The sequence below is a fragment of the Stutzerimonas sp. FeSN7 genome (assembly GCF_030263795.1).
GTDB lineage: Bacteria > Pseudomonadota > Gammaproteobacteria > Pseudomonadales > Pseudomonadaceae > Stutzerimonas > Stutzerimonas stutzeri.
In genome coordinates this window covers 3093069-3112153 of sequence record NZ_JARPMN010000001.1, presented here as the reverse complement: position 1 = coordinate 3112153, position 19085 = coordinate 3093069, and the positions used below count along the sequence as shown (strand labels likewise).

Below are 19085 nucleotides of genomic sequence, written 5' to 3'. Positions count from 1 at the left end.
TATCCCTCGCGGTATTCACTTCCTTTTGCGGTTCCTCCGTCTGTCTTCGTCGACTTTCAGTCGTGCGGGTGGGCACGACGGAGACCTGAACCTTGACTGGCAAGCCCCGTTTCAAGCCAGCGGCCTATGTGCTGCTCGGCAGTTTTCCCTTTTCCATCGGCCTACTGGCCGCAGCCCCGCTGGACCTCGAACAGCAGGTGGTGACCGCCACCCGTACCGCGCAAACCGCCCAGCAGAGCCTGGCCGCAGTCACCGTGCTGGACCGCGAGCGCATCGAGCGCAGCCAGGCGGCTTCGTTACCCGAGCTGCTCAAGCAGGTGCCTGGCGTTTCGCTGGCCAACAACGGCGGGCCTGGCAAGTCCACCGCGCTGTTCATGCGCGGCACCGAGTCCGACCACGTGCTGGTGATGATCGACGGTATCAAGATCGGCTCGGTGTCCGCCGGCGGGGCGGCCTTGCAGGATCTGCCACTGGAGTTGATTGAACGTATCGAGGTGGTACGCGGCCCGCGTTCCAGCCTGTACGGCTCGGAAGCCATCGGCGGGGTGATCCAGATCTTCACCCGCAAGGGCCAGGGGCAGGGCGTCAAGCCGTTCTTCTCCGCCGGCTACGGCACTCATGACACCTACACCGGTAGCGCCGGTGTTTCCGGTGGCGACGGTCGTGGTTGGTACAGCCTGGGCGTCAGCGGTTCGGATACTGATGGCATCAACGTCAAATCGGTGGGCACCAGCGGCTACGAAAATGACGCCGATGGCTATCGCAACCTGTCCGCGACGCTGAGCGCTGGCTATCGTTTCGACAACGGTCTGGAGCTGGACGCCAACCTGCTGCAGGCCAAATCCCATAACGACTACGACAGCGTGAACCGGGCTCGCACGTCCGGGTTCGGCGCCAATGCCGATGGTGTGTCGAAAGTTTTTGGCACCCGTGCACGCTTCAGTCCGCTGGAGCGCTGGCTGGTGACGCTGCAGGCCGGGCGCAGTGAAGACAAATCCGACGCCTATCAGGACGGGCAGTTCTATTCACGCTTCGACAGCCGCCGCGACACGCTCGGTTGGCAGAACGATATCCAGCTCGCCACTGGGCATACGCTGATCGTTGGGGCGGATCACCAGCGCGACGAGGTCAATGGCTCCACCGTTTATGACGTGGAATCCCGTGACAACAAGGGCTACTTCACCCAGTACCTGGGCGAGGTCGGTCGCCATGACTGGCAGCTGTCGCTGCGTCGTGACGACAACGACCAGTTCGGCCAACACGACACCGGCAACATCGGTTACGGCTATGCGCTGACCGACTGGCTACGTGGCACCATCAGCTACGGCACGGCATTCAAGGCGCCGACCTTCAACGAGCTGTATTACCCCGACTACGGCAACCCCGAGCTGGATGCGGAAACCTCCGAGAGCCTTGAGGTCGGCCTTGCCGGTCAGCATGGCTGGGGCCACTGGGCGGTGAATGCCTATCGCACCGTGGTCGATGACCTCATTGCCTATGACGCCAGCATTTCCGCACCGGCCAACGTGCAGCAAGCGCGTATCCGCGGGGTCGAGCTGGTGCTCGGCAGCCAATCGTTCGGTTGGGACTGGAACGCCAACTACAGCCTGCTGGAGCCGGAGAACCGCTCCGCCGGGGCCAACCGCGGCAACGAGCTGGCGCGCCGGGCAAAACAGCTGTTCAACCTCGACGTTGACCGTCGGCTCGGTGCCTTCAGCGTCGGCGCCAGTCTGCACGCCGAGGGCCAGCGCTATGACGACCTGGCGAACACCAAAGAGCTGTCCGGCTACGCCACTCTGGACCTGCGTGGCGAATACCGCATCACTCCCGAATGGCGCCTACAGGCGCGCGTCGCCAACCTGCTGGATGCCGACTACGAAACCGCCGAGGGCTACAACCAGCCCGGCCAGGCCGCTTACCTGACCGTGCGCTACCAGGCGCTGTAAGACCGCGGCGCAGGCATGTCGCCCGCGCCCACAGAAGGAGACTGCAATGATCAAGCTTGCCCCGAGATACCAGCTGCTGGTTGGCCTCGCGCTTGCCGCGCTGCTGGCCATGACCCGCGGACAGCACTTCGCCAGCGTCAACCTGCCGAGCGCGTCCTGGGCGGTGTTCTTCCTCGCCGGCGTGCTGGTGCGGCCGAAGTGGGTGTTTCCGGCACTGTTTCTCGAGGCTTCGCTGCTGGATTTCGCCGCCATCCAGTGGGCCGGTGTCAGCGACTGGTGCATGTCGCCGGCGTACTGGATGCTGGTGCCGGCCTACGGTTCGCTGTGGCTGGGCGGCCGCCTCTATGCCGGTTGGCACCGTGACCAGTTCAGCAGCCTGGCGACCCTGGCGCTGTGCGTGATGGCGAGCGCCTTCGTTTGCTACCTGTTCTCCGGTGGCGGCTTCCTCTATTTCTCCGGGCGCTATCCCGAGCCGAGCCTGGCGCTGCTGGCCGAGCGCATCGCCACCTATTACCCGCGCTACCTGTCGACCCTTGCGCTGTATGTCGGTGCTGCCGTGGTGCTGTTTGTCGGCTTGCGGGTCTGGGCTGAGCAGCGTGATGAGGCGCGAGCATGAGCGAATCCAGCGAACGCGATGATCGCCACAAGGCACGCATGCAGCGCAAGAAAGCGCTGATCGACGAGAAGATTGCCGAAGCCCAGGACGAGTACGGCCTGCTACTGGTGCACACCGGCAACGGCAAGGGCAAGAGCAGTTCGGCCTTCGGCATGGTGGCGCGTGCGCTCGGCCATGGCATCAAGGTCGGCGTGGTGCAGTTCATCAAAGGTGCGGCCAGTACCGGCGAGGAGGCGTTCTTCCGGCGCTTCCCGGACGAGGTTCGCTACCACGTGATGGGCGAGGGCTTCACCTGGGAAACTCAGGACCGGCAGCGCGACATCGCCAAGGCCCGCGAGGCCTGGGCGGTGGCGGCCGAACTGCTTGCCGACCCTGAGATCGGCCTGGTGGTACTGGATGAGCTGAACATCGCGCTGAAGTACGGCTACCTGGAGCTGGAGCCGGTGCTCGCCGACATCGAGTCGCGGCCGCTGTTGCAGCACGTGGTGGTCACTGGGCGCGGCGCGCCGGCCGGTTTGATCGAGGCAGCGGATACGGTTACCGAGATGGCTTTGGTCAAGCATGCGTTCAAGGCCGGCGTAAAGGCACAGAAAGGCGTGGAATTTTGATGCCAGCGCTCAAGACATTCACGGACCGTAGCGATGCTGATGAGAGACCGCGATGACCAGTAGAAGCTGCCCAGCACTGTTGATCGCTGCGCCTGCATCCGGCCAGGGCAAAACCACCGTCACTGCTGCTTTGGCACGGCTGCATAGCCGTCAGGGCAGGCGCGTGCGGGTTTTCAAGTGCGGGCCTGACTTTCTCGATCCGATGATCCTTGCTCGTGCCAGCGGCCGGCCGGTTTATCAGCTCGATCTGGCAATGGTCGGTGAAGACGAGTCACGTCGATTGTTGTGGGAAGCGGCGGGCGAGGCTGACCTGATCCTGATCGAAGGCGTGATGGGGCTATTCGACGGTTCGCCGTCGGCGGCCGATCTGTCCCGGCGCTTCGGCGTGCCGGTAATGGCAGTAATCGACGGCTCCGCCATGGCGCAGACCTTCGGCGCCATGGCGCACGGAATGAGCAGCTTTCAGCCAGACTTGCCGTTCGATGGTGTGCTGGCCAACCGGGTCGGCAGTGTTCGGCATGGCGATATTTTGCGCGATAGTCTTCCGCCTTCGATCCGCTGGTACGGCGCCTTGCCGCGCAGTGCCGAGGTGGAACTGCCAAGCCGGCACCTGGGGCTGGTGCAGGCCGAGGAGCTGGCTGATCTGGACGCCCGTCTGGATGCCGCGGCAGATGCCCTGGCAGTCAGTGCGGACACCGAGTTGCCTGCCCCGGTCACTTTCGCCGCGCCGGCCAGTACGCCGCTCGAACCGCTGCTGGCGGGTGTGCGCATCGGCGTTGCACGCGATGCGGCCTTTGCCTTTCTCTACCAGGCCAATCTCGACTTGCTGCAGGCGTTGGGCGCCGAACTGCTGTTCTTCTCGCCAGTGCGTTTCGCCCGCTTGCCGGCCGTGGACAGCCTCTACCTGCCCGGCGGCTATCCCGAACTCCATCTGCGCGCATTGGGCCGGAACCGCCCGATGGCCGAGGCGATCCGTGCCCATCACGCCGCCGGCAAGCCGATCCTCGCCGAATGCGGTGGCATGCTCTACCTGCTCGACGGCCTCGTCGATAAGGCGGGCGAGCATGGCGCGATGCTCGGCCTGCTGCCCGGCGAGGCGCGGATGCAGAGCCGCCTGACCGCCCTGGCGCTGCAGGAGGTGGCATTGCCGGAAGGGCGCCTGCGTGGGCATACCTTCCATCATTCATCGCTGGCGTCGCCGCTCGAACCGCTGGCGCGCGGGCAGTGCCCGAACTACAAGCGCACCGCCGAGGCGGTCTACCGGCAGGGGCGAATGACGGCTTCCTATATTCATTTCTACCTGCCGTCCGATCCGGCGGCCGCCGCGGCGCTGCTACGGCCATGAACGCGCACGCCTTCACCCCCGAGGAGCGCGCGGCGCTCTACCGTGCCATCGGCGAGCGTCGCGACATGCGCCACTTCGCCGGCGGCGAGGTAGCGCCGGAGCTGCTGGCGCGGCTGCTGGCGGCCGCGCACCAGGCGCCCAGCGTCGGCCTGATGCAGCCCTGGCGCTTCATTCGCATCACGGCCAGGGACCTGCGCGCGCGCATCGGAGCGCTGGTCGAGGAGGAGCGTCGGCGTACCGCCGAGGCCCTGGGCGAGCGCTCCGCCGAATTCATGCGGCTCAAGGTCGAGGGCATCGGCGAATGTGCCGAACTGCTGGTCGCCGCGCTGATGGAGGGACGAGAGGCGCACGTATTCGGCCGCCGTACCCTGCCGGAAATGGACCTGGCGTCGCTGGCCTGCGCCATCCAGAACCTCTGGCTCGCCGCCCGCGCCGAAGGGCTGGGCATGGGCTGGGTGTCGCTGTTCGAACCGCAGGCGCTGGCCACGCTGCTGGGCATGCCGGCTGGCGCCCAGCCGGTGGCGATTCTCTGCCTCGGGCCGGTGCACGACTTCTATCCGGCGCCGATGCTTGAACTGGAAGGCTGGACCCGCGGGCGGCCGCTGGCCGAGCTGCTGTATGAAGACCAGTGGGGGCGGCGGCCATGAGCCTGGCGCTGAGCTGTCTGGCCGGCGTCGGCCTGGATGCTCTGCTCGGCGAGCCGAGGCGTGCGCATCCGCTGGTCGCCTTCGGGCGGCTGGCCGATCGCCTGGAGCGGCATTTCAACGGACCCGCCGCGCGCGGCTGGCGCAGCCACGGCGTGACGGCCTGGTGCCTGGCGGTGCTGCCGCCGACCGCGCTGGCCTGGCTGCTCGGCCTGCTGCCGGGTGTCGGCTGGCTGGTGGACATCGGCTTGCTGTACCTGGCGCTGGGGCTGCGCAGCCTGGGCGAACATGCGCTACCGGTGGCGCGGGCGTTGTGGCTGGGCGATCTGCCCGAGGCGCGGCGGCGGCTCGGCCGTATCGTCAGTCGCGAGACCTCGGCGCTGGACGAAACGGGCGTGGCCCGCGCCGCCACCGAATCGGTGCTGGAGAACGGCAGCGATGCGGTGTTCGCCGCGCTGTTCTGGTTCGCCGTCGCCGGTGGGCCGGGTGTCGTGCTCTATCGCCTGAGCAACACCCTGGATGCCATGTGGGGCTACCGCAATGCGCGTTTCGAGCGCTTCGGCTGGGCCGCGGCGCGGATCGACGATGCGCTCAACTATGTTCCGGCGCGGCTGGTGGCGCTGACCTATGCGCTGCTCGGGCGGACCCGCCAGGCCCTGTATTGCTGGCGCAGGCAGGCGCCGCTGTGGGACAGCCCCAACGCCGGGCCGGTGATGGCCGCCGGTGCCGGTGCGCTGGGCGCGGTGCTGGGCGGGCCGGCGATCTATCACGGCGAGCCGCATGCGCGGCCGCCGCTGGGCGAGGGCGAGCCGCCGCAGGCGCGGGATATCGAGCGCGCGCTGGATCTGGTCTGGGCCGGCGTCGGCGTCTGGCTGCTGGTGCTGCTGCTCGGAGGCTGGCTGCATGCTTGAGCATGGCGGAAGGCTGCGTACGGCGGCGCAGCGCTACGCCATCCCGCTGACGGACTGGCTCGACCTGTCCACCGGCATCGCCCCCTATGGCTGGTCGCTGCCGAGCATTCCCGCCAGCGCCTGGAGTCGCCTGCCGGAACCCGGCGACGGGCTGGAGGCCGCGGCGCAGCGCTATTACGGTGCCCGCTCGCTGCTGCCGCTGGCCGGTTCGCAGGCGGCGATCCAGGCGCTGCCGCGCTTGCGCCGGCAGGCGCGGGTCGGTGTCGTCTCGCCCTGCTATGCCGAACACGCCGAGGCCTGGCGGCGCGCGGGCCATCGGCTGGTCGAGCTTTGCGAAGCCAGCGTGCCGGGTGCGCTGGATCGGCTCGACGTGCTGGTGGTGGTCAATCCGAACAACCCCACCGGCCGGCTGATCGCCGCCGAGCAACTGCTGCAGTGGCATGCCCGGCTGGCTGCTTCCGGTGGCTGGCTGCTGGTCGACGAGGCGTTCATGGACTGCACGCCGCAGCACAGCCTGGCCGCGCACAGCCATCTGCCGGGGCTCGTCGTGCTGCGCTCGTTCGGCAAGTTCTTCGGCCTGGCCGGTGCGCGGTTGGGCTTCGCGCTGGCGCATGACGGACTGTTGCGCGCGCTCGAGGAGCTGCTCGGACCCTGGGCGATCGCCGGTCCGGCGCGCTGGCTGGGCAGCACCCTGCTCGCCGATGACGAAGGCCAGCAGCGCCAGCGCCGCCGGTTGAACGCCGATGGCGCGCGGCTCGCGGCGCTGCTGGCGGCGTACGGCTTGCCGCCGGTTGGCGGCTGTGCGCTGTTCCAGACGGTGTTCGACGTGGTCGCCGAACCGCTGTACGAGCACCTGGCGCACAGCGGTATTCTCACGCGCTTGTTCATGCCTTTCGGCCTGCGCTTCGGCCTGCCCGGCGAGGAGGCGGGCTGGGCCCGGCTGGAGCAGGCCCTTCGATGCTACCGGGAGCAAGATTCATGACCACGCTGATGGTGCAGGGCACCACCTCCGATGCCGGCAAGAGCACCCTGGTGACCGCGCTGTGCCGCTGGCTGGCGCGCCAGGGCGTGGCGGTGGCGCCGTTCAAGCCGCAGAACATGGCACTCAACAGCGCGGTGACCGCCGACGGCGGCGAGATCGGCCGCGCCCAGGCGGTGCAGGCCCAGGCCGCCGGGCTGGCGCCACACACCGACATGAACCCGGTGCTGCTCAAGCCCAACAGCGACACCGGCGCCCAGGTGATCGTCCATGGCCGCGCCCTGAGCTGCATGGACGCAGTGGCCTATCACGACTACAAGCGCGTGGCCATGCAGGCGGTGCTCGAATCCCACCGACGCCTGAGCGAACGCTACCCGGTGGTGATGGTGGAAGGCGCGGGTTCGCCGGCAGAGATCAACCTGCGTGCCGGTGATATCGCCAACATGGGCTTCGCCGAGGCGGTGGACTGCCCGGTGATCCTCATCGCCGATATCGACAAGGGTGGCGTCTTCGCCCATCTGGTCGGCACCCTGGCCCTGCTTTCGGAAAGCGAGCAGGCGCGGGTGCAAGGCTTCGTCATCAATCGCTTTCGCGGCGATATCGCGCTATTGCAACCGGGACTGGACTGGCTGGAACGACGTACCGGCAAGCCGGTGCTGGGCGTGCTGCCGTACCTGATGGATTTCCACCTGGAAGCCGAGGACGCCATCGATGTGCGCCAGTCGGCCAAGGGCGATCACACGCTGAACGTGGTGGTGCCGGTGCTGTCGCGTATCAGCAACCACACCGACTTCGATCCGCTGCGCTTGCACCCGCAGGTGGAGCTGCGCTTCGTCGGCCCCGGCGAGGCGGTGCCGGCGGCCGACCTGATCATCCTGCCCGGCTCCAAGAGCGTGCGCGCCGATCTCGCCTGGCTGCGCGCCAATGGCTGGGAGGCGGCGATCCGACGCCATCTGCGCTACGGCGGCAAGCTGCTGGGCATCTGCGGCGGGCTGCAGATGCTCGGCCAGCGCATCGCCGATCCGCTCGGGCTGGAAGGAGCGGCCGGCGCGAGCGACGGGCTGGGGCTGCTGGATTTCACCACTGAGCTGCATGCCGAGAAGCAGCTGCGCAACGTGCGTGGCCGGCTGTGCCTGGAAGATGCCGAAGTCAGCGGCTACGAAATCCATGCCGGGGTGAGCGACGGGCCGGCGCTGCGCCAGGCCGCGGTCGCGCTGGACGATGGCCGCCGCGACGGCGCCCTCAGTGCCGACGGCCAGGTGCTCGGCAGCTACCTGCACGGTCTGTTCGAAAGCCCGGCGGCCTGCGCCGCGCTGTTGCGCTGGGCGGGGCTCGGCGAGGTCGAGACGGTGGATTACCACGCCCTGCGCGAGTGCGATATCGAGCGCCTGGCCGATCTGGTCGAGACGCACCTGGATACCCGGCTGTTGCGCAGGCTTTGCGGTGTCTAGCGTTGCTGGCGCCTTTCGTAGGCGCGCGCGGGCACACCATGGTTCGCGAGCATGGCTCGCGCCTACAGGTGTGGATGGCGTAGGGCGGGTGCAAGCCGCCGGAGAGGGGCCAAATGGCAGATCGCACCCGCCCCACCGGGTAGGAGTGGGCCATGCCCGCGAACAGGATTCTGGAGACCGACATGCTTGAACTGATCCTCGGCGGCGCGCGTTCCGGCAAGAGCCGGCTGGCCGAGCGCCTCGCCGCCGAAAGCGGCCTGGCGGTGACCTATGTCGCCACCAGCCAGGCGCTGGACGGCGAGATGGCCGCGCGTATCGCCCAGCATCGCCAGCGCCGTCCCGAACATTGGTCGCTGGTCGAGGAGCCGCTGCAACTGGCGCGGGTATTGCGCGAGCAGGCCGATGCCCGGCGCTGCCTGCTGGTCGACTGCCTGACCCTGTGGCTGACCAACCTGTTGCTGCTGGACGATCCGGTGCGGCTGGCCGCCGAGCGTGACGCGCTGCTGGCAAGCCTTGGCCAGTTGCCGGGGCGGATCATCCTGGTCAGCAACGAAACCGGCCTGGGCGTGGTGCCGCTGGGCGAACTGACCCGGCGCTATGTCGACGAAGCCGGCTGGCTGCACCAGGCGGTGGCCGAACGGGCGCAGCGGGTGACCTTCATGGTCGCGGGCTTGCCGATGATATTGAAAGGAGCACAGTGATGAGCGAGTGGTGGAATGCGCCGTGCCGGCCGCTGGATGAGGCGGCTCGGGCCCGGGCGCTGGCGCGGCAGGAGCAACTGACCAAGCCGCGTGGCGCGCTCGGCCGGCTGGAAAGCCTGGCGCTGGAGCTGGCGGCGATGCAGGGTTGCGAGCGGCCACGGGCCGAACGCGTGCGCATCGCGGTGTTCGCCGGCGACCATGGCGTGGTGGAGGAGGGGGTCTCGGCCTATCCGCAGGCGGTGACGGGACAGATGCTGCGCAATTTCGTGCGCGGCGGCGCGGCGCTCAGCGTGCTGGCGCGGCGGCTGGATGCGCCGCTGGAAGTGATCGACCTGGGCACCGTCGAGCCGTTGCAGCTGGACGGCGTGACGCACCTGCGCCTCGGCCCGGGCACGGCCAATTTCGCCCGCGCCGCGGCCATGAGCGAAGAACAGCTGCGCCAGGCGCTGGCGGCCGGCCGCGACAGCGCGCAACGGGCGGCGGCCGCTGCCGCGCAGCTGTTCATCGGCGGCGAAATGGGCATCGGCAACACCACCTGCGCCAGCGCACTGGCCGCGGTGCTGCTGCCGCGCTCGCCGCTGCTGCTGGTCGGCCCGGGTACCGGGCTGGATGCCGACGGCCTGCAGCGCAAGCTGCAGGTGATCCAGGCCGCGCTGGCGCTGCATGGCGCGCATTGCCATGAGTCGCTGGAAGCCTTGCGCCGTCTCGGCGGTTTCGAGGTGGCGGCGCTGGCGGGGGCCTATCTCGGCTGTGCCCAGGCCGGCGTCCCGGCGTTGGTGGACGGCTTCATCTGCAGCGTCGCCGCGCTCTGCGCGACACGCTTGAACCCCGACTGTCGCGCCTGGCTGATCTTCGCCCATCGCTCCGCCGAACCCGGCCACCTGGCAGTGCTCGACGACATGGGCGCCGAACCGCTGCTCGACCTCGGCCTGCGCCTGGGCGAGGGCAGCGGCGCGGCGCTGGCGGTGCCGCTGCTGCAACAGGCCTGCGCGCTGCACGACGGGATGGCGACCTTCGCCGAGGCGGCGGTTTCGGACCGGCCGGCATGAGCGCGCGCATCGATCTGCTGCGCCACGGCGAAACCGAGCGCGGTGGCGGCTTTCGTGGCAGCCTCGACGATGCCTTGACTGACCGCGGCTGGCAGCAAATGCGCGAGGCGGTGGACGGCGCCGGCCCCTGGGACGCGCTGATCAGCTCGCCCTTGCAGCGTTGCGCCGCCTTCGCCCGGGAACTGGCCGGGCGCCGCGGGCTGCCGCTGTACCTGGAAGCCGACCTGCGCGAGCTGCATTTCGGCGACTGGGAAGGGCGCAGTGCCGCCGAGCTGATGCAGGCCAGCGCCGAGGCGCTGGGGCGTTTCTGGGCCGATCCTTACGGCTGCACCCCGCCTGGCGGCGAGCCGCTGGCGGACTTCGAGCGGCGGGTACTGACTGCCCTGCTGCGCCTGCAGCGCCGCTTCGCCGGCCAGCGCCTGCTGCTGATCGGCCATGCCGGGGTGATGCGCCTGCTGCTGGCACGGCAACGGGGCCTGCCGCGCGCACGCTTGCTGGAGGTGACGGTGGCGCATGGCGAGCTGCTGCCGCTGGCCCGCTTGCGGCCATGCCCGTATGGCGAGCACGGCGGCAACGCCTGAACGGGAACCGACATGCTGCCGCTATTGATCGCCCTGCAGTTTCTCACCAGCCTGCCGATCCGCCTGCCCGCGCTGCCCACGCCGTTGCAGCAGGGGCGCTCGCTGCTCTACTACCCGCTGGTCGGGGCTTTGCTGGGGGCGCTGCTCTGGCTCGGTGCCATCCTGCTGGCAGGCGTGCCGCCGCTGTTGCAGGCAGCCTTGCTGCTGACGCTCTGGGTGGCCCTGAGCGGCGCCCTGCACCTCGATGGCCTGGCCGACAGCGCCGATGCCTGGCTCGGCGGTTTCGGCGACCGCGAGCGCACCCTGGCGATCATGAAGGACCCGCGCAGCGGTCCGGTCGCCGTGGTGGTGCTGGTACTGGTGCTGTTGCTCAAGTTCGCCGCATTGCTGGCGCTGCTGCAGGCCCAGCAATACCTGGCCCTGCTGCTGGCGCCCATGCTGGGACGCGCGGCGCTGCCGGCGCTGTTCCTCACCACGGCCTACGTGCGGCCCAATGGCCTCGGCCAGGCAATGGCGGCGAATCTGCCGCGGCGCTGGGCGCGCGGCGTGCTGGCAGCGGCCGCCCTCGGTTGCCTGCCGTTCGGTGAATCCGGGCTGGTTGCCCTGCTGATGGCCGTGGCGACGTTCTTCCTCGCGCGCCGCGCCATGCTCCGCCGCCTCGGCGGCACCACCGGCGACACCGCCGGCGCGCTGCTCGAGCTGGTGGAGTGCGCGGTGCTGGTGGGGCTGGCGCTGCAGGTGGGGTGGTAGGTTGGGCTGGCTTTGAGTTCGGCGTGTCATGTTGGGCTTCGTCGCTATGCTCCTCGACCCAACCTACCAGGCTGGACCCTGTGGGAGGCCCGACCTCGGGGCGATACAGGCCGCAGGCCTGCCGGCCGCGCAAAGGCACGCCATCGGTCTTTTCACGCCCCGGCGATCATCTTCGCCGCGGCACGCTCAGCCTGCGCTCGCCCCGGTCTAGCTTTCCGCCGCGAGGGCGGCATCGAGCTGTGCCGCCAGGCTGCCGTCGGCTTCCAGGCCGAGGATGATGTCGCAACCGCCGACCAGCTCGCCGCGCAGGAACAGCTGCGGGTAGGTCGGCCACTGTGAGATCTTCGGCAGCTTCTCGCGGATATGCGGTGCCAGCAGCACGTTGACCGTGGCGAACGGCCGGCCGCTGTTCTTCAGTGCCGCCACCGCGGCGCGGGAGAAACCGCACTCCGGCGCTTCCGGCGTGCCCTTCATGTACAGCAGCACCGGATGCTCGGCGAGTTGCTGGCGGATGCGTGCTTCGGTATCGAGAACGTGCATGCGTTCACTCCATCGCCAGCGCGTAGCGGGCGCTGTAGGCGCCGGGGGTGGCATGGGCCCGTTGCGGGCGAGCCTTCCAGGCCTCGTAGCCGCCGTCCAGGCTGTAGCAGTTGATGAAGCCGAAGTCGCTGAACAGCTGTGCCATGTCGCGGCTGGCATGGCCGTGCTCGCAACAGATGATCAGGTGGACATGATTCGGCGTGCTCTTGAGCAGCGTGCGCAGGTTCAGCTCGCTGAGGCGGGTGGCGCGCGGGTCGTGACCCTGGCAGTAGGCGCGGGCATCGCGCATGTCCAGCAGCATGGTGTTTTCGGTCGCCAGCAGCCGCTGGGCCTGCTCGACGCTGATGCGTTGGTAGTCGCTCATTGCTCTTCTCCAAAACAATCGTGATAGGTCGGGCAGGTTTCACAAGAAGGGGAGCGGCAGACGTAGCCGCCGTCCTGTTCGCATAGTTGTTTGTAGAGGAATTTCTTCCAGCGCATGTCCTGGGTGTTGCGCCGGGCCAGCTGCGGGAAGTTGTGCATCAGCAGCGCGTACAGCTGTGCCCGTGAGGCCAGGCCGAGGTCGCGCCACAGGTGTTCGCCACCGAGGCAGGCGGCGGCGACGATGGCGGCCATCGCCGGCTCGCCGTGGTCGTCCTGGCCGCCCAGCAGCAGGTCGTGCAGCGCCTGCCATTCTTCCCGGCGCAGCGCCAGCAACTCTTCGCGCAGGGCGTCGCGTTCGCCGAGCAAGGCCTCGTCGGCGCTACGGGATGGTGGCCGCAGCCCATGGCGCGCCAGGAGCCCGGCGTATTGCACGGCGTCGAGCCCGAGGTACTGCGGCAGGCAGCTGCGGCCTTCGCGCTGGGCGCGGATGATCTGCGCCAGCCAGGCCGGGTTGTCGTCGGCCGCGACTTCCAGGCACAGCGCGGCCCGACTCATTGCGGCGCGCTCGCGGCGGGGCGGCAGCCGAGCGCCGAGCTGGTGCCCAGCGAACAGCCGCTGATGCTCGGTGCCAGCGCTGGCAGCCGGCCTTTGCACGGCAGCCAGGCATTGATGCCGACCAGGTCGAAGTCGACCATGTAGTGCATACCGCAGCGGATCAGCGGGCGGCGGATCAACAGCGGCTGGGCCACCATCAGCTCCAGTGCCTGTTCGGCGCTCAGTTCGCTGACATCCAGCTCGCCGTACTTGATCGCCGGGGCCGACGGGTTGAACCACTCGGCCACCGGCAGCCGGCCGAAGAACGGCCGCAGGCGTTCCGGCGTCCAGGCCTCGCGCAGCAGGTCGCGCACTTCCAGCTCGATGCCCGCCGAACGCAGCAGCTCCTTCTGCAGGCGGTTGGTGGCGCAACCGGGCTTCTCGTAGAAGATGATGCAGGACATGGCAACCTCCTCAACGGGCCTGGATGGTACGCATGGCCTCGGCCAGCCGCTCCGGCGGAATGCCGGTCAGCGAGCCGGCCGGGTTGGCCGGGCTGCCGTCGGCGAGCAGGATCGCGCCTTCGATGGGGCAGATGCTCGCGCACTGTTGCTCGGCGTAGTCGCCATCGCATTCGGTGCACTTGTGCGCGCTGATGCGGAAGTACGCAGTGCCGGGGCTGATTGCCTCGCTCGGACAGACATCCACGCAGGCCCAGCAGTTGACGCAGGATTCGACGATTTGCAGTGCCATGCTCCACCTCCTCATGCCATCAGGCATTGCTCCGCTGCGCCCACCGACGCATCGAGACGGCCGTTGGCGATCATTTCCTGGTACACCGCCAGCACCGCTTCCTCGATGGGCTCCATGGCGTGCTCGCCATTGGGCTGGATGCCGGCGGCTTCCAGCTCGCCCCAGGGTTCGAAACCGATCTTCGAGCAGAGCACCGCCTCGCAGCCCTTGAGCGCGCGGATGCTGCCCGACAGCGCACTTTCCTTGTCGCCGCAGCTGTCGTTGCCGACGCAGTACTGCTCGACCTTGCGGTGGCCGATGAAGCGCACCCCGGCCGGCGAGGCCTCGTAGACGAGGAATTCGCGGGCATGGCCGAAGTGCTGGTTGACCAGGCCGCCGCCGCTGGTGGCCACGGCCATCAGTACCGGGCGATGGCCCTTGTCCACTGTGCCGGTGAGCTGCGCAGCGCTGGGGGTGGCCAGGCGCGCCTTCTTCGCCGCGCGTTCGTCCAGCTCCTCCTTGATCGCCGCGTGGATGGCGGCGCGCTTGACCATCGCCGCCTCGTAGTCGACGTCCATGCTCTCGATCTTGTCGAGGGTGAACTCGTCGCCGCGGTCCTCGCCGAGCAGGCCCACCGCGTCGGCGCGGCACTGGCGGCAGTGGCGCATCATGTTCATGTCGCCGGCACAGGCGTCCTGCAGGTCCTGCAGTTCCTCCGGCTCCGGGCTGCGCTGGCCCATCACGCCATAGAAGGTGCCGTGCTCGGCCTCGGCGATCAGCGGCATGACGTTGTGCAGGAAGGCGCCCTTGGCCTTGACGATGCGGCTGACCTCTTTCAGGTGCTCATCGTTGACGCCGGGGATCAGCACCGAGTTGACCTTCACCAGGATGCCACGCTCGACCAGCATCTCCAGGCCCTTCTGCTGCCGTTCGATGAGGATCTTGGCCGCCTTGCGCCCACGGATGCGCTTGTTGTTCCAGTAGATCCAGGGGTAGATCTCGGCGCCGATGTCCGGGTCCACGCAGTTGATGGTGATGGTCACGTGGTCGATGTTGTGCTTGGCCAGCTCGTCGACGCAGTCGGGCAGGGCCAGGCCGTTGGTGGAGACGCACAGCTTGATGTCCGGCGCCTGCTCGGACAGCATGCGAAAGGTCTCGAAGGTGCGCTGCGGGTTGGCCAGCGGGTCGCCCGGGCCGGCGATGCCGAGCACGGTCATCTGCGGGATGGTCGCCGCCACCGCCTTGACCTTCTTCACCGCTTGCACCGGCTCCAGCAGCTCGGACACCACGCCCGGGCGCGATTCGTTGGCGCAGTCGTACTTGCGGTTGCAGTAGTGGCACTGGATGTTGCAGGCCGGCGCCACCGCCACATGCATGCGCGCGAAGTAGTGGTGCGCCTCCTCGGAGTAGCAGGGGTGGTTGTGCACTTTCTCGCGGATGTGCTCGGGCAGGTGCGCGAGCTGGTCATCCGAGCTGCCACAGGAACCCGCTGAACAACCGCCCCCGGCGGTTGGCCCGGCCTCGCTCTGGCCCAGTACGTTCAGTTCCATGTTCGGTCTCCGAATAGAGGTCTGTCCCCGGTACCTGCAGCAAGGCTTGTGCCTGTTTTCAAATCATTGTTTCAGAACGAATTTTTCAGAAAGCGGGCGGAATTCGTTGTTTCGCAACGAACAAAGTGGCGGGGCCGGGCGGGGCGGCTGTCGCAAAGGCGACAAGCTGCGCACGCCCGGTTCCCGGGCTGTCGCGACCCGGTGCTCCAGACGATTGCGCATGGCGGGCCGCGATCCGCACCAGCGCCCCGGCCCGCTGGTGCCGGGCTACTCCTCGAGGCGCCCGCTGGCGTCGCGATCGCGCACGTAATGGTGGGTGAGCGGAAACGCCGGCAGCCAGGACTCGCGGCGGACGGTCCAGAGCTCGTAGGTGGGCATCAGCTGGTCGGGGGCATCCAGGGCTCCCAGGCTCACTTCGATTTCGTCCGCGGTGCGCGCGAAGACGGACGAGCCGCAGCGGGGACAGAAGAACCGCCCGGCGTAGTCGCGTGTCTCGCCCGTGACCGTCACCGCCGTCTGGGGGAATATCGCCGAGGCGTGGAACAGGGCCCCGTGATGCTTGCGGCAGTCGAGGCAATGGCAAAGGCCGACCCGGTATGGGCGGCCCGACGCCACGATGCGGACGTCGCCGCACAGGCAACCACCAGTGAATCGCGCCATGTTGCATCTCCTCTGGGCCAGGCGGTACGGGCTTTCCCGGAGCGGGAGCCGCGTGCTTGCCGGACTCATGAAAATAGCAGCTCACGGCTCGAACGGGGCGGCCTCGGCCACGTGCCATGGCAGTACGTCGGCTGCCCGGAAGGGCTGGGCGTCGGCGACTAGAATGCCCCTGTCGCCCACCATTTCGGAGAACCCAGATGATCAGCAAGAACACCATTTGCCTCTGGTACGACGGCGCGGCTCTGGAGGCTGCAAGGTTCTATGCCGAGACGTTTCCGGACAGCGCGGTAGGCGCTGTGCTGCACGCGCCCGGCGACTATCCGGCGGGCCATCAGGGCGACGTCCTGACGGTCGAGTTCACGGTGATGGGCATCCCCTGCCTGGGGCTGAACGGCGGGCCGGGGATCAAGCACAACGAGGCGTTCTCGTTCCAGGTGGCGACCGACGACCAGGCCGAAACGGACCGCTTGTGGAACGCCATCGTCGCAAACGGCGGCGAGGAGAACGTATGCGGCTGGTGCCGGGACAAGTGGGGGCTGTCGTGGCAGATCACGCCGCGTGTCCTGACGGAGGCGATCGCCCATCCCGATCGAGCCGCGGCCAAGCGTGCGTTCGACGCCATGATGACCATGAGAAAGATCGACGTCGCGGCGATCGAAGCGGCCCTGGCGGGCTGACCGGCGCGGCGCTGGCTGGTTCATCTCGCTCACGGCCGCCGGTCGATGATGGGCGCATGTTGCGCCATGAGTTCGGCGACCCAATCGATGAACACCCGCAGCTTGGCGCTGACGTGCCGGTTCGGCGGGAATGCCACGTACAGGGGCATCGGCTCGAGTTGCCAGTGTTCGAACAGGAGCACCAGTTCGCCGCGCGCCAGATGCTCCTTGGCCATGTAGTCCGGCAGCCAGAGGATGCCGAGGCCGGCCAGGCCGGCGGCGAGGTAGGCGTTGCCGTCGTCGACCGCGAGCACGTACTGGCCGAGCACCTCGACGCGTTCGCCGTTGCCGTGCATGGCGTAGGGAAAGACCTTGCCGGCGCGCGCCCAGAGGAAGCCGACGATGCGGTGGTGGGTGTTTTCCAGCTCGCGTGGGTGCCGGGGCGTGCCGGCGCGTTCCAGGTAGCCCGGCGCGGCGTAGACGCCGAGGCGCAGGTCGCCGACGCGGCGGGCCACCAGCGACTGGTCGGTGATGTCGCCGCCGCGCACCACGCAGTCGACGTTCTCGTCGATCAGGTCGACCCGACGATCGCTCACGCCCATGTCGAGCTGGATATCGGGGTAGCGTGCGTGGAAGGCCGGTAGCGCCGGCACCAGGATCATGCGCGCCAGCGGGCTGGGCACGTCCACCCGCAAGCGCCCCCGGGGCAAGGTCGAGGCGCCGGACAGGCTGGTCTCGGCATCGTCCATGTCGGCCAGCAGGCGCACCACGCGCTCGTAGTAGGCGGCACCGTCGGCGGTGACGTTAACCTTGCGCGTGGTGCGATTGAGCAGGCGGACACGCAGCCGCGCCTCCAGTTGCTGCACCAGCTGCGTGACGCTGGTCTTGCTCATGTGCAGGGTCTCGGCCGCCTTGGTGAAACTGCCGGTTTCCACCACGCGGGCGAAGGCCTGCATCGCATCGAAACGGTCCATCGTTGCTCCTGTTGCCCGTCGATTGTTTGGAATCTGCAAACAGTGTTGGCTGGGCTTGCGAGTTTATCCAGGCGCTGGGCCGGCCTACAGTCCCCTCCATGGTCAATCACGGCCGGTACGGCCCATCGATGGAGGAACTCTCATGGCCAAGCGTGACGTCGTTTTCCCAGCCGGGCGCCAGGCGCTCTACGAGCTCAATCGTTATTCGCCGGCGATCCGTTCCAACGGTTTCCTGTTCGTTTCCGGGCAGGTCGGCAGCCGCGAGGACGGCTCGCCCGAGCCGCAACTGGAGGCGCAGGTCCGGCGCGCCTTCGACAACCTGAACGCGATCCTGAAAGAAGCGGGCTGCACGTTCGACGATGTGGTCGACGTGACCCTCTTCATGGTCGACCCCGAGGCGATCTTCGAGCGGGCCTGGAAGGTGGTGTTGTCCGAGTATTGGGGCGAGGCGCCACACCCGACGGTGACCGCCGTGGGCGTGACCTGGCTCTATGGTTTCCAGTTCGAGGTCAAGGTGATCGCGAGGTTGCCGGAGGCAGGGTAAGCGTGGTGACCCCATGGGAGCCCGGGGACGCCGAGTCCTTGCCGGCGATCAGCGGCGTGCGGCGGATCGCCAGCAAGCTGGCTCCTGCAAGTCCCCGGGCGGTACCTCATCTGAAGAACTGGCTCGGCGTCGTGCCGAACTGTTTCTTGAACATGGTGGCGAACGCACTCGGGCTGTCGTAGCCCAGGGCGCCCGCGACGTCGATGATCCGCTCCCCCACGGCGATGCGTTCCAGTGCCAGGAGCAGCCGGGCCTGCTGGCGCCAGCGGCCGAAGGTCATGCCGGTTTCCTTGCGGAACAGCCGCTGGATGGTCTTTTCATCGAGGTTCAGCCGCTCGCTCCAGTCCGCCAGCGTCGAGCCGTCGCCCGGATCGTTCTGCAAGGTCGAGCAGATCGTGCCGATCCGTCGATCGGCCGGCTGCGGCAGTTGCAGGGGCAAGGCCGGCAGGAGGCTGAGCTCGTCGAGGATCAGGCGCATGATCCTGGCCTCGCGCGAGTCGGGGGCGTAGGGCGCCCTGATGCCGATGGAGCTCTTGATCAGCTCGCTCAGCAGCGCGGAAATGCTCACGGCCCGGGTCTCGTGCGGCAGGTGCGGAACCGCGTCGGTGCGCACGAAGACGCTGCGCATCTTCAGCGAGCCCACGCAGCGAATCGAGTGGACCTGCCCGCAGGGCATCCAGATGCCCCGGCTGGGCGGCACGGTCCACTGGCTCGATGCGGTGTGCACCACCATCACGCCTTCGATGGCGTAGATCAGCTGATGCTTGGCGTGGGAGTGCGGTTCGATGAACCATCCCTCCGGGTAATCGGTCGCGCTGCTGATGACCGTGCAGGGCTCTTCGTCCACTTCGGCCAGCAATTTTTCCAAGGGCCTGAACATGATTCCCTTTTCGCGAGAGTGTCTGCCCATATCGAGCGAGACAGGCAATTTCATGGATATCTAGGATAGCC

23 protein-coding genes are annotated in these 19085 nt (G+C 68.1%); 14 read left to right on the top strand and 9 right to left on the bottom strand.

Annotated features, from left to right (window positions below):
- Positions 1-92: 92 nt before the first annotated feature.
- From btuB to P5703_RS14650, 12 genes are all read left to right on the top strand, one after another.
- On the top strand, positions 93-1946 hold the full coding sequence (gene btuB / locus P5703_RS14705) for a TonB-dependent vitamin B12 receptor (protein ID WP_285587645.1): 1854 nt from the start codon (positions 93-95) through the stop codon (positions 1944-1946).
- A gap of 46 nt (positions 1947-1992) precedes the next feature.
- A complete protein-coding gene (locus P5703_RS14700; RefSeq protein WP_279641269.1) occupies positions 1993-2562 on the top strand; it encodes a hypothetical protein in 570 nt (189 codons plus the stop codon).
- Positions 2559-3170 (top strand): cob(I)yrinic acid a,c-diamide adenosyltransferase, encoded by a 612-nt coding sequence (cobO, locus tag P5703_RS14695; protein ID WP_279641268.1) that lies wholly within the window; start codon positions 2559-2561, stop codon positions 3168-3170. Before P5703_RS14700 ends, cobO begins: the two co-directional genes overlap by 4 nt.
- A 52-nt stretch (positions 3171-3222) precedes the next feature.
- Positions 3223-4515, top strand: a complete 1293-nt coding sequence (locus tag P5703_RS14690; RefSeq protein ID WP_279641267.1) for a cobyrinic acid a,c-diamide synthase CobB — start codon at positions 3223-3225, stop codon at positions 4513-4515.
- On the top strand, positions 4512-5162 hold the full coding sequence (gene bluB / locus P5703_RS14685; protein WP_037039666.1) for a 5,6-dimethylbenzimidazole synthase: 651 nt from the start codon (positions 4512-4514) through the stop codon (positions 5160-5162). Before P5703_RS14690 ends, bluB begins: the two co-directional genes overlap by 4 nt.
- Complete coding sequence (gene cbiB / locus P5703_RS14680) at positions 5159-6070, top strand: adenosylcobinamide-phosphate synthase CbiB (RefSeq protein WP_212543562.1); 912 nt, start codon at positions 5159-5161, stop codon at positions 6068-6070. The genes bluB and cbiB overlap by 4 nt, the downstream gene beginning before the upstream one ends.
- Complete coding sequence (gene cobD, locus P5703_RS14675; RefSeq protein ID WP_279641266.1) at positions 6063-7052, top strand: threonine-phosphate decarboxylase CobD; 990 nt, start codon at positions 6063-6065, stop codon at positions 7050-7052. The genes cbiB and cobD overlap by 8 nt, the downstream gene beginning before the upstream one ends.
- Entirely contained in the window at positions 7049-8500 is a 1452-nt protein-coding gene (locus P5703_RS14670; protein WP_044316355.1) for a cobyric acid synthase, read from the top strand. Before cobD ends, P5703_RS14670 begins: the two co-directional genes overlap by 4 nt.
- Positions 8501-8682: 182 nt before the next feature.
- On the top strand, positions 8683-9201 hold the full coding sequence (gene cobU, locus P5703_RS14665) for a bifunctional adenosylcobinamide kinase/adenosylcobinamide-phosphate guanylyltransferase (protein WP_042921252.1): 519 nt from the start codon (positions 8683-8685) through the stop codon (positions 9199-9201).
- Positions 9201-10250 carry a nicotinate-nucleotide--dimethylbenzimidazole phosphoribosyltransferase gene (gene cobT, locus P5703_RS14660; protein ID WP_042921249.1) on the top strand — a complete coding sequence of 350 codons (1050 nt, stop codon included), beginning with the start codon at positions 9201-9203 and terminating at the stop codon, positions 10248-10250. Before cobU ends, cobT begins: the two co-directional genes overlap by 1 nt.
- Complete coding sequence (gene cobC / locus P5703_RS14655; protein WP_037044077.1) at positions 10247-10831, top strand: alpha-ribazole phosphatase family protein; 585 nt, start codon at positions 10247-10249, stop codon at positions 10829-10831. The genes cobT and cobC overlap by 4 nt, the downstream gene beginning before the upstream one ends.
- Before the next feature lie 12 nt (positions 10832-10843).
- Positions 10844-11581, top strand: coding sequence for an adenosylcobinamide-GDP ribazoletransferase (locus tag P5703_RS14650; RefSeq protein WP_037044073.1), 738 nt, complete (start codon positions 10844-10846; stop codon positions 11579-11581).
- A gap of 207 nt (positions 11582-11788) precedes the next feature.
- Here P5703_RS14650 and grxD read toward each other — a convergent pair whose 3' ends face one another.
- The 7 genes from grxD to P5703_RS14615 all read right to left on the bottom strand — a co-directional run bounded on the left by grxD (position 11789) and on the right by P5703_RS14615 (position 15960).
- The gene (gene grxD, locus P5703_RS14645; protein WP_037044071.1) at positions 11789-12121 is read right to left on the bottom strand and encodes a Grx4 family monothiol glutaredoxin; all 333 of its coding nucleotides are present in this window, start codon (positions 12119-12121) and stop codon (positions 11789-11791) included.
- 4 nt (positions 12122-12125) lie between these two features.
- A complete protein-coding gene (locus tag P5703_RS14640) occupies positions 12126-12485 on the bottom strand; it encodes a thiosulfate sulfurtransferase GlpE (protein ID WP_037044068.1) in 360 nt (119 codons plus the stop codon).
- On the bottom strand, positions 12482-13039 hold the full coding sequence (locus P5703_RS14635; protein WP_037044066.1) for a nitrogen fixation protein NifQ: 558 nt from the start codon (positions 13037-13039) through the stop codon (positions 12482-12484). The genes P5703_RS14640 and P5703_RS14635 overlap by 4 nt, the downstream gene beginning before the upstream one ends.
- Entirely contained in the window at positions 13036-13482 is a 447-nt protein-coding gene (locus tag P5703_RS14630; protein ID WP_037044063.1) for an ArsC/Spx/MgsR family protein, read from the bottom strand. Before P5703_RS14630 ends, P5703_RS14635 begins: the two co-directional genes overlap by 4 nt.
- Positions 13483-13492: 10 nt before the next feature.
- Positions 13493-13771: a 4Fe-4S binding protein gene (locus P5703_RS14625; RefSeq protein WP_014596147.1), complete on the bottom strand. Its 279-nt coding sequence runs from the start codon at positions 13769-13771 to the stop codon at positions 13493-13495.
- Positions 13772-13782: 11 nt separating this feature from the next.
- Positions 13783-15300 carry a nitrogenase cofactor biosynthesis protein NifB gene (nifB, locus tag P5703_RS14620; RefSeq protein ID WP_020307274.1) on the bottom strand — a complete coding sequence of 506 codons (1518 nt, stop codon included), beginning with the start codon at positions 15298-15300 and terminating at the stop codon, positions 13783-13785.
- Positions 15301-15567: 267 nt separating this feature from the next.
- A complete protein-coding gene (locus P5703_RS14615) occupies positions 15568-15960 on the bottom strand; it encodes a GFA family protein (RefSeq protein WP_020307275.1) in 393 nt (130 codons plus the stop codon).
- A gap of 197 nt (positions 15961-16157) precedes the next feature.
- Between P5703_RS14615 and P5703_RS14610 the strand changes: the two genes are divergently transcribed.
- The gene (locus tag P5703_RS14610) at positions 16158-16637 is read left to right on the top strand and encodes a VOC family protein (protein WP_011912486.1); all 480 of its coding nucleotides are present in this window, start codon (positions 16158-16160) and stop codon (positions 16635-16637) included.
- 29 nt (positions 16638-16666) lie between these two features.
- Here the strand turns inward: P5703_RS14610 and P5703_RS14605 are convergent, their stop codons facing one another.
- Positions 16667-17590: a LysR family transcriptional regulator gene (locus tag P5703_RS14605; protein ID WP_011912487.1), complete on the bottom strand. Its 924-nt coding sequence runs from the start codon at positions 17588-17590 to the stop codon at positions 16667-16669.
- 142 nt (positions 17591-17732) lie between these two features.
- On the opposite strand from P5703_RS14605, the gene P5703_RS14600 reads away from it, so the two are divergent.
- Positions 17733-18134, top strand: coding sequence for a RidA family protein (locus tag P5703_RS14600; RefSeq protein ID WP_014596151.1), 402 nt, complete (start codon positions 17733-17735; stop codon positions 18132-18134).
- Between the two features lie 106 nt (positions 18135-18240).
- Here the strand turns inward: P5703_RS14600 and P5703_RS14595 are convergent, their stop codons facing one another.
- Positions 18241-19014 (bottom strand): AraC family transcriptional regulator, encoded by a 774-nt coding sequence (locus P5703_RS14595; protein ID WP_020307279.1) that lies wholly within the window; start codon positions 19012-19014, stop codon positions 18241-18243.
- Positions 19015-19085: the final 71 nt, after the last annotated feature.

Excerpts from the sequence above, each read along its gene's own strand:
- P5703_RS14700 (WP_279641269.1), top strand. The coding sequence starts at position 1,993 with ATGATCAAGCTTGCCCCGAGATACCAGCTGCTGGTTGGCCTCGCGCTT.
- cobO (WP_279641268.1), top strand. The coding sequence starts at position 2,559 with ATGAGCGAATCCAGCGAACGCGATGATCGCCACAAGGCACGCATGCAG.
- P5703_RS14690 (WP_279641267.1), top strand. The coding sequence starts at position 3,223 with ATGACCAGTAGAAGCTGCCCAGCACTGTTGATCGCTGCGCCTGCATCC.
- bluB (WP_037039666.1), top strand. The coding sequence starts at position 4,512 with ATGAACGCGCACGCCTTCACCCCCGAGGAGCGCGCGGCGCTCTACCGT.
- cbiB (WP_212543562.1), top strand. The coding sequence starts at position 5,159 with ATGAGCCTGGCGCTGAGCTGTCTGGCCGGCGTCGGCCTGGATGCTCTG.
- cobD (WP_279641266.1), top strand. The coding sequence starts at position 6,063 with ATGCTTGAGCATGGCGGAAGGCTGCGTACGGCGGCGCAGCGCTACGCC.
- P5703_RS14670 (WP_044316355.1), top strand. The coding sequence starts at position 7,049 with ATGACCACGCTGATGGTGCAGGGCACCACCTCCGATGCCGGCAAGAGC.
- cobU (WP_042921252.1), top strand. The coding sequence starts at position 8,683 with ATGCTTGAACTGATCCTCGGCGGCGCGCGTTCCGGCAAGAGCCGGCTG.
- cobT (WP_042921249.1), top strand. The coding sequence starts at position 9,201 with ATGAGCGAGTGGTGGAATGCGCCGTGCCGGCCGCTGGATGAGGCGGCT.
- cobC (WP_037044077.1), top strand. The coding sequence starts at position 10,247 with ATGAGCGCGCGCATCGATCTGCTGCGCCACGGCGAAACCGAGCGCGGT.
- P5703_RS14650 (WP_037044073.1), top strand. The coding sequence starts at position 10,844 with ATGCTGCCGCTATTGATCGCCCTGCAGTTTCTCACCAGCCTGCCGATC.
- grxD (WP_037044071.1), bottom strand. The coding sequence starts at position 12,121 with ATGCACGTTCTCGATACCGAAGCACGCATCCGCCAGCAACTCGCCGAG.
- P5703_RS14640 (WP_037044068.1), bottom strand. The coding sequence starts at position 12,485 with ATGAGCGACTACCAACGCATCAGCGTCGAGCAGGCCCAGCGGCTGCTG.
- P5703_RS14635 (WP_037044066.1), bottom strand. The coding sequence starts at position 13,039 with ATGAGTCGGGCCGCGCTGTGCCTGGAAGTCGCGGCCGACGACAACCCG.
- P5703_RS14630 (WP_037044063.1), bottom strand. The coding sequence starts at position 13,482 with ATGTCCTGCATCATCTTCTACGAGAAGCCCGGTTGCGCCACCAACCGC.
- P5703_RS14625 (WP_014596147.1), bottom strand. The coding sequence starts at position 13,771 with ATGGCACTGCAAATCGTCGAATCCTGCGTCAACTGCTGGGCCTGCGTG.
- nifB (WP_020307274.1), bottom strand. The coding sequence starts at position 15,300 with ATGGAACTGAACGTACTGGGCCAGAGCGAGGCCGGGCCAACCGCCGGG.
- P5703_RS14615 (WP_020307275.1), bottom strand. The coding sequence starts at position 15,960 with ATGGCGCGATTCACTGGTGGTTGCCTGTGCGGCGACGTCCGCATCGTG.
- P5703_RS14610 (WP_011912486.1), top strand. The coding sequence starts at position 16,158 with ATGATCAGCAAGAACACCATTTGCCTCTGGTACGACGGCGCGGCTCTG.
- P5703_RS14605 (WP_011912487.1), bottom strand. The coding sequence starts at position 17,590 with ATGGACCGTTTCGATGCGATGCAGGCCTTCGCCCGCGTGGTGGAAACC.
- P5703_RS14600 (WP_014596151.1), top strand. The coding sequence starts at position 17,733 with ATGGCCAAGCGTGACGTCGTTTTCCCAGCCGGGCGCCAGGCGCTCTAC.
- P5703_RS14595 (WP_020307279.1), bottom strand. The coding sequence starts at position 19,014 with ATGTTCAGGCCCTTGGAAAAATTGCTGGCCGAAGTGGACGAAGAGCCC.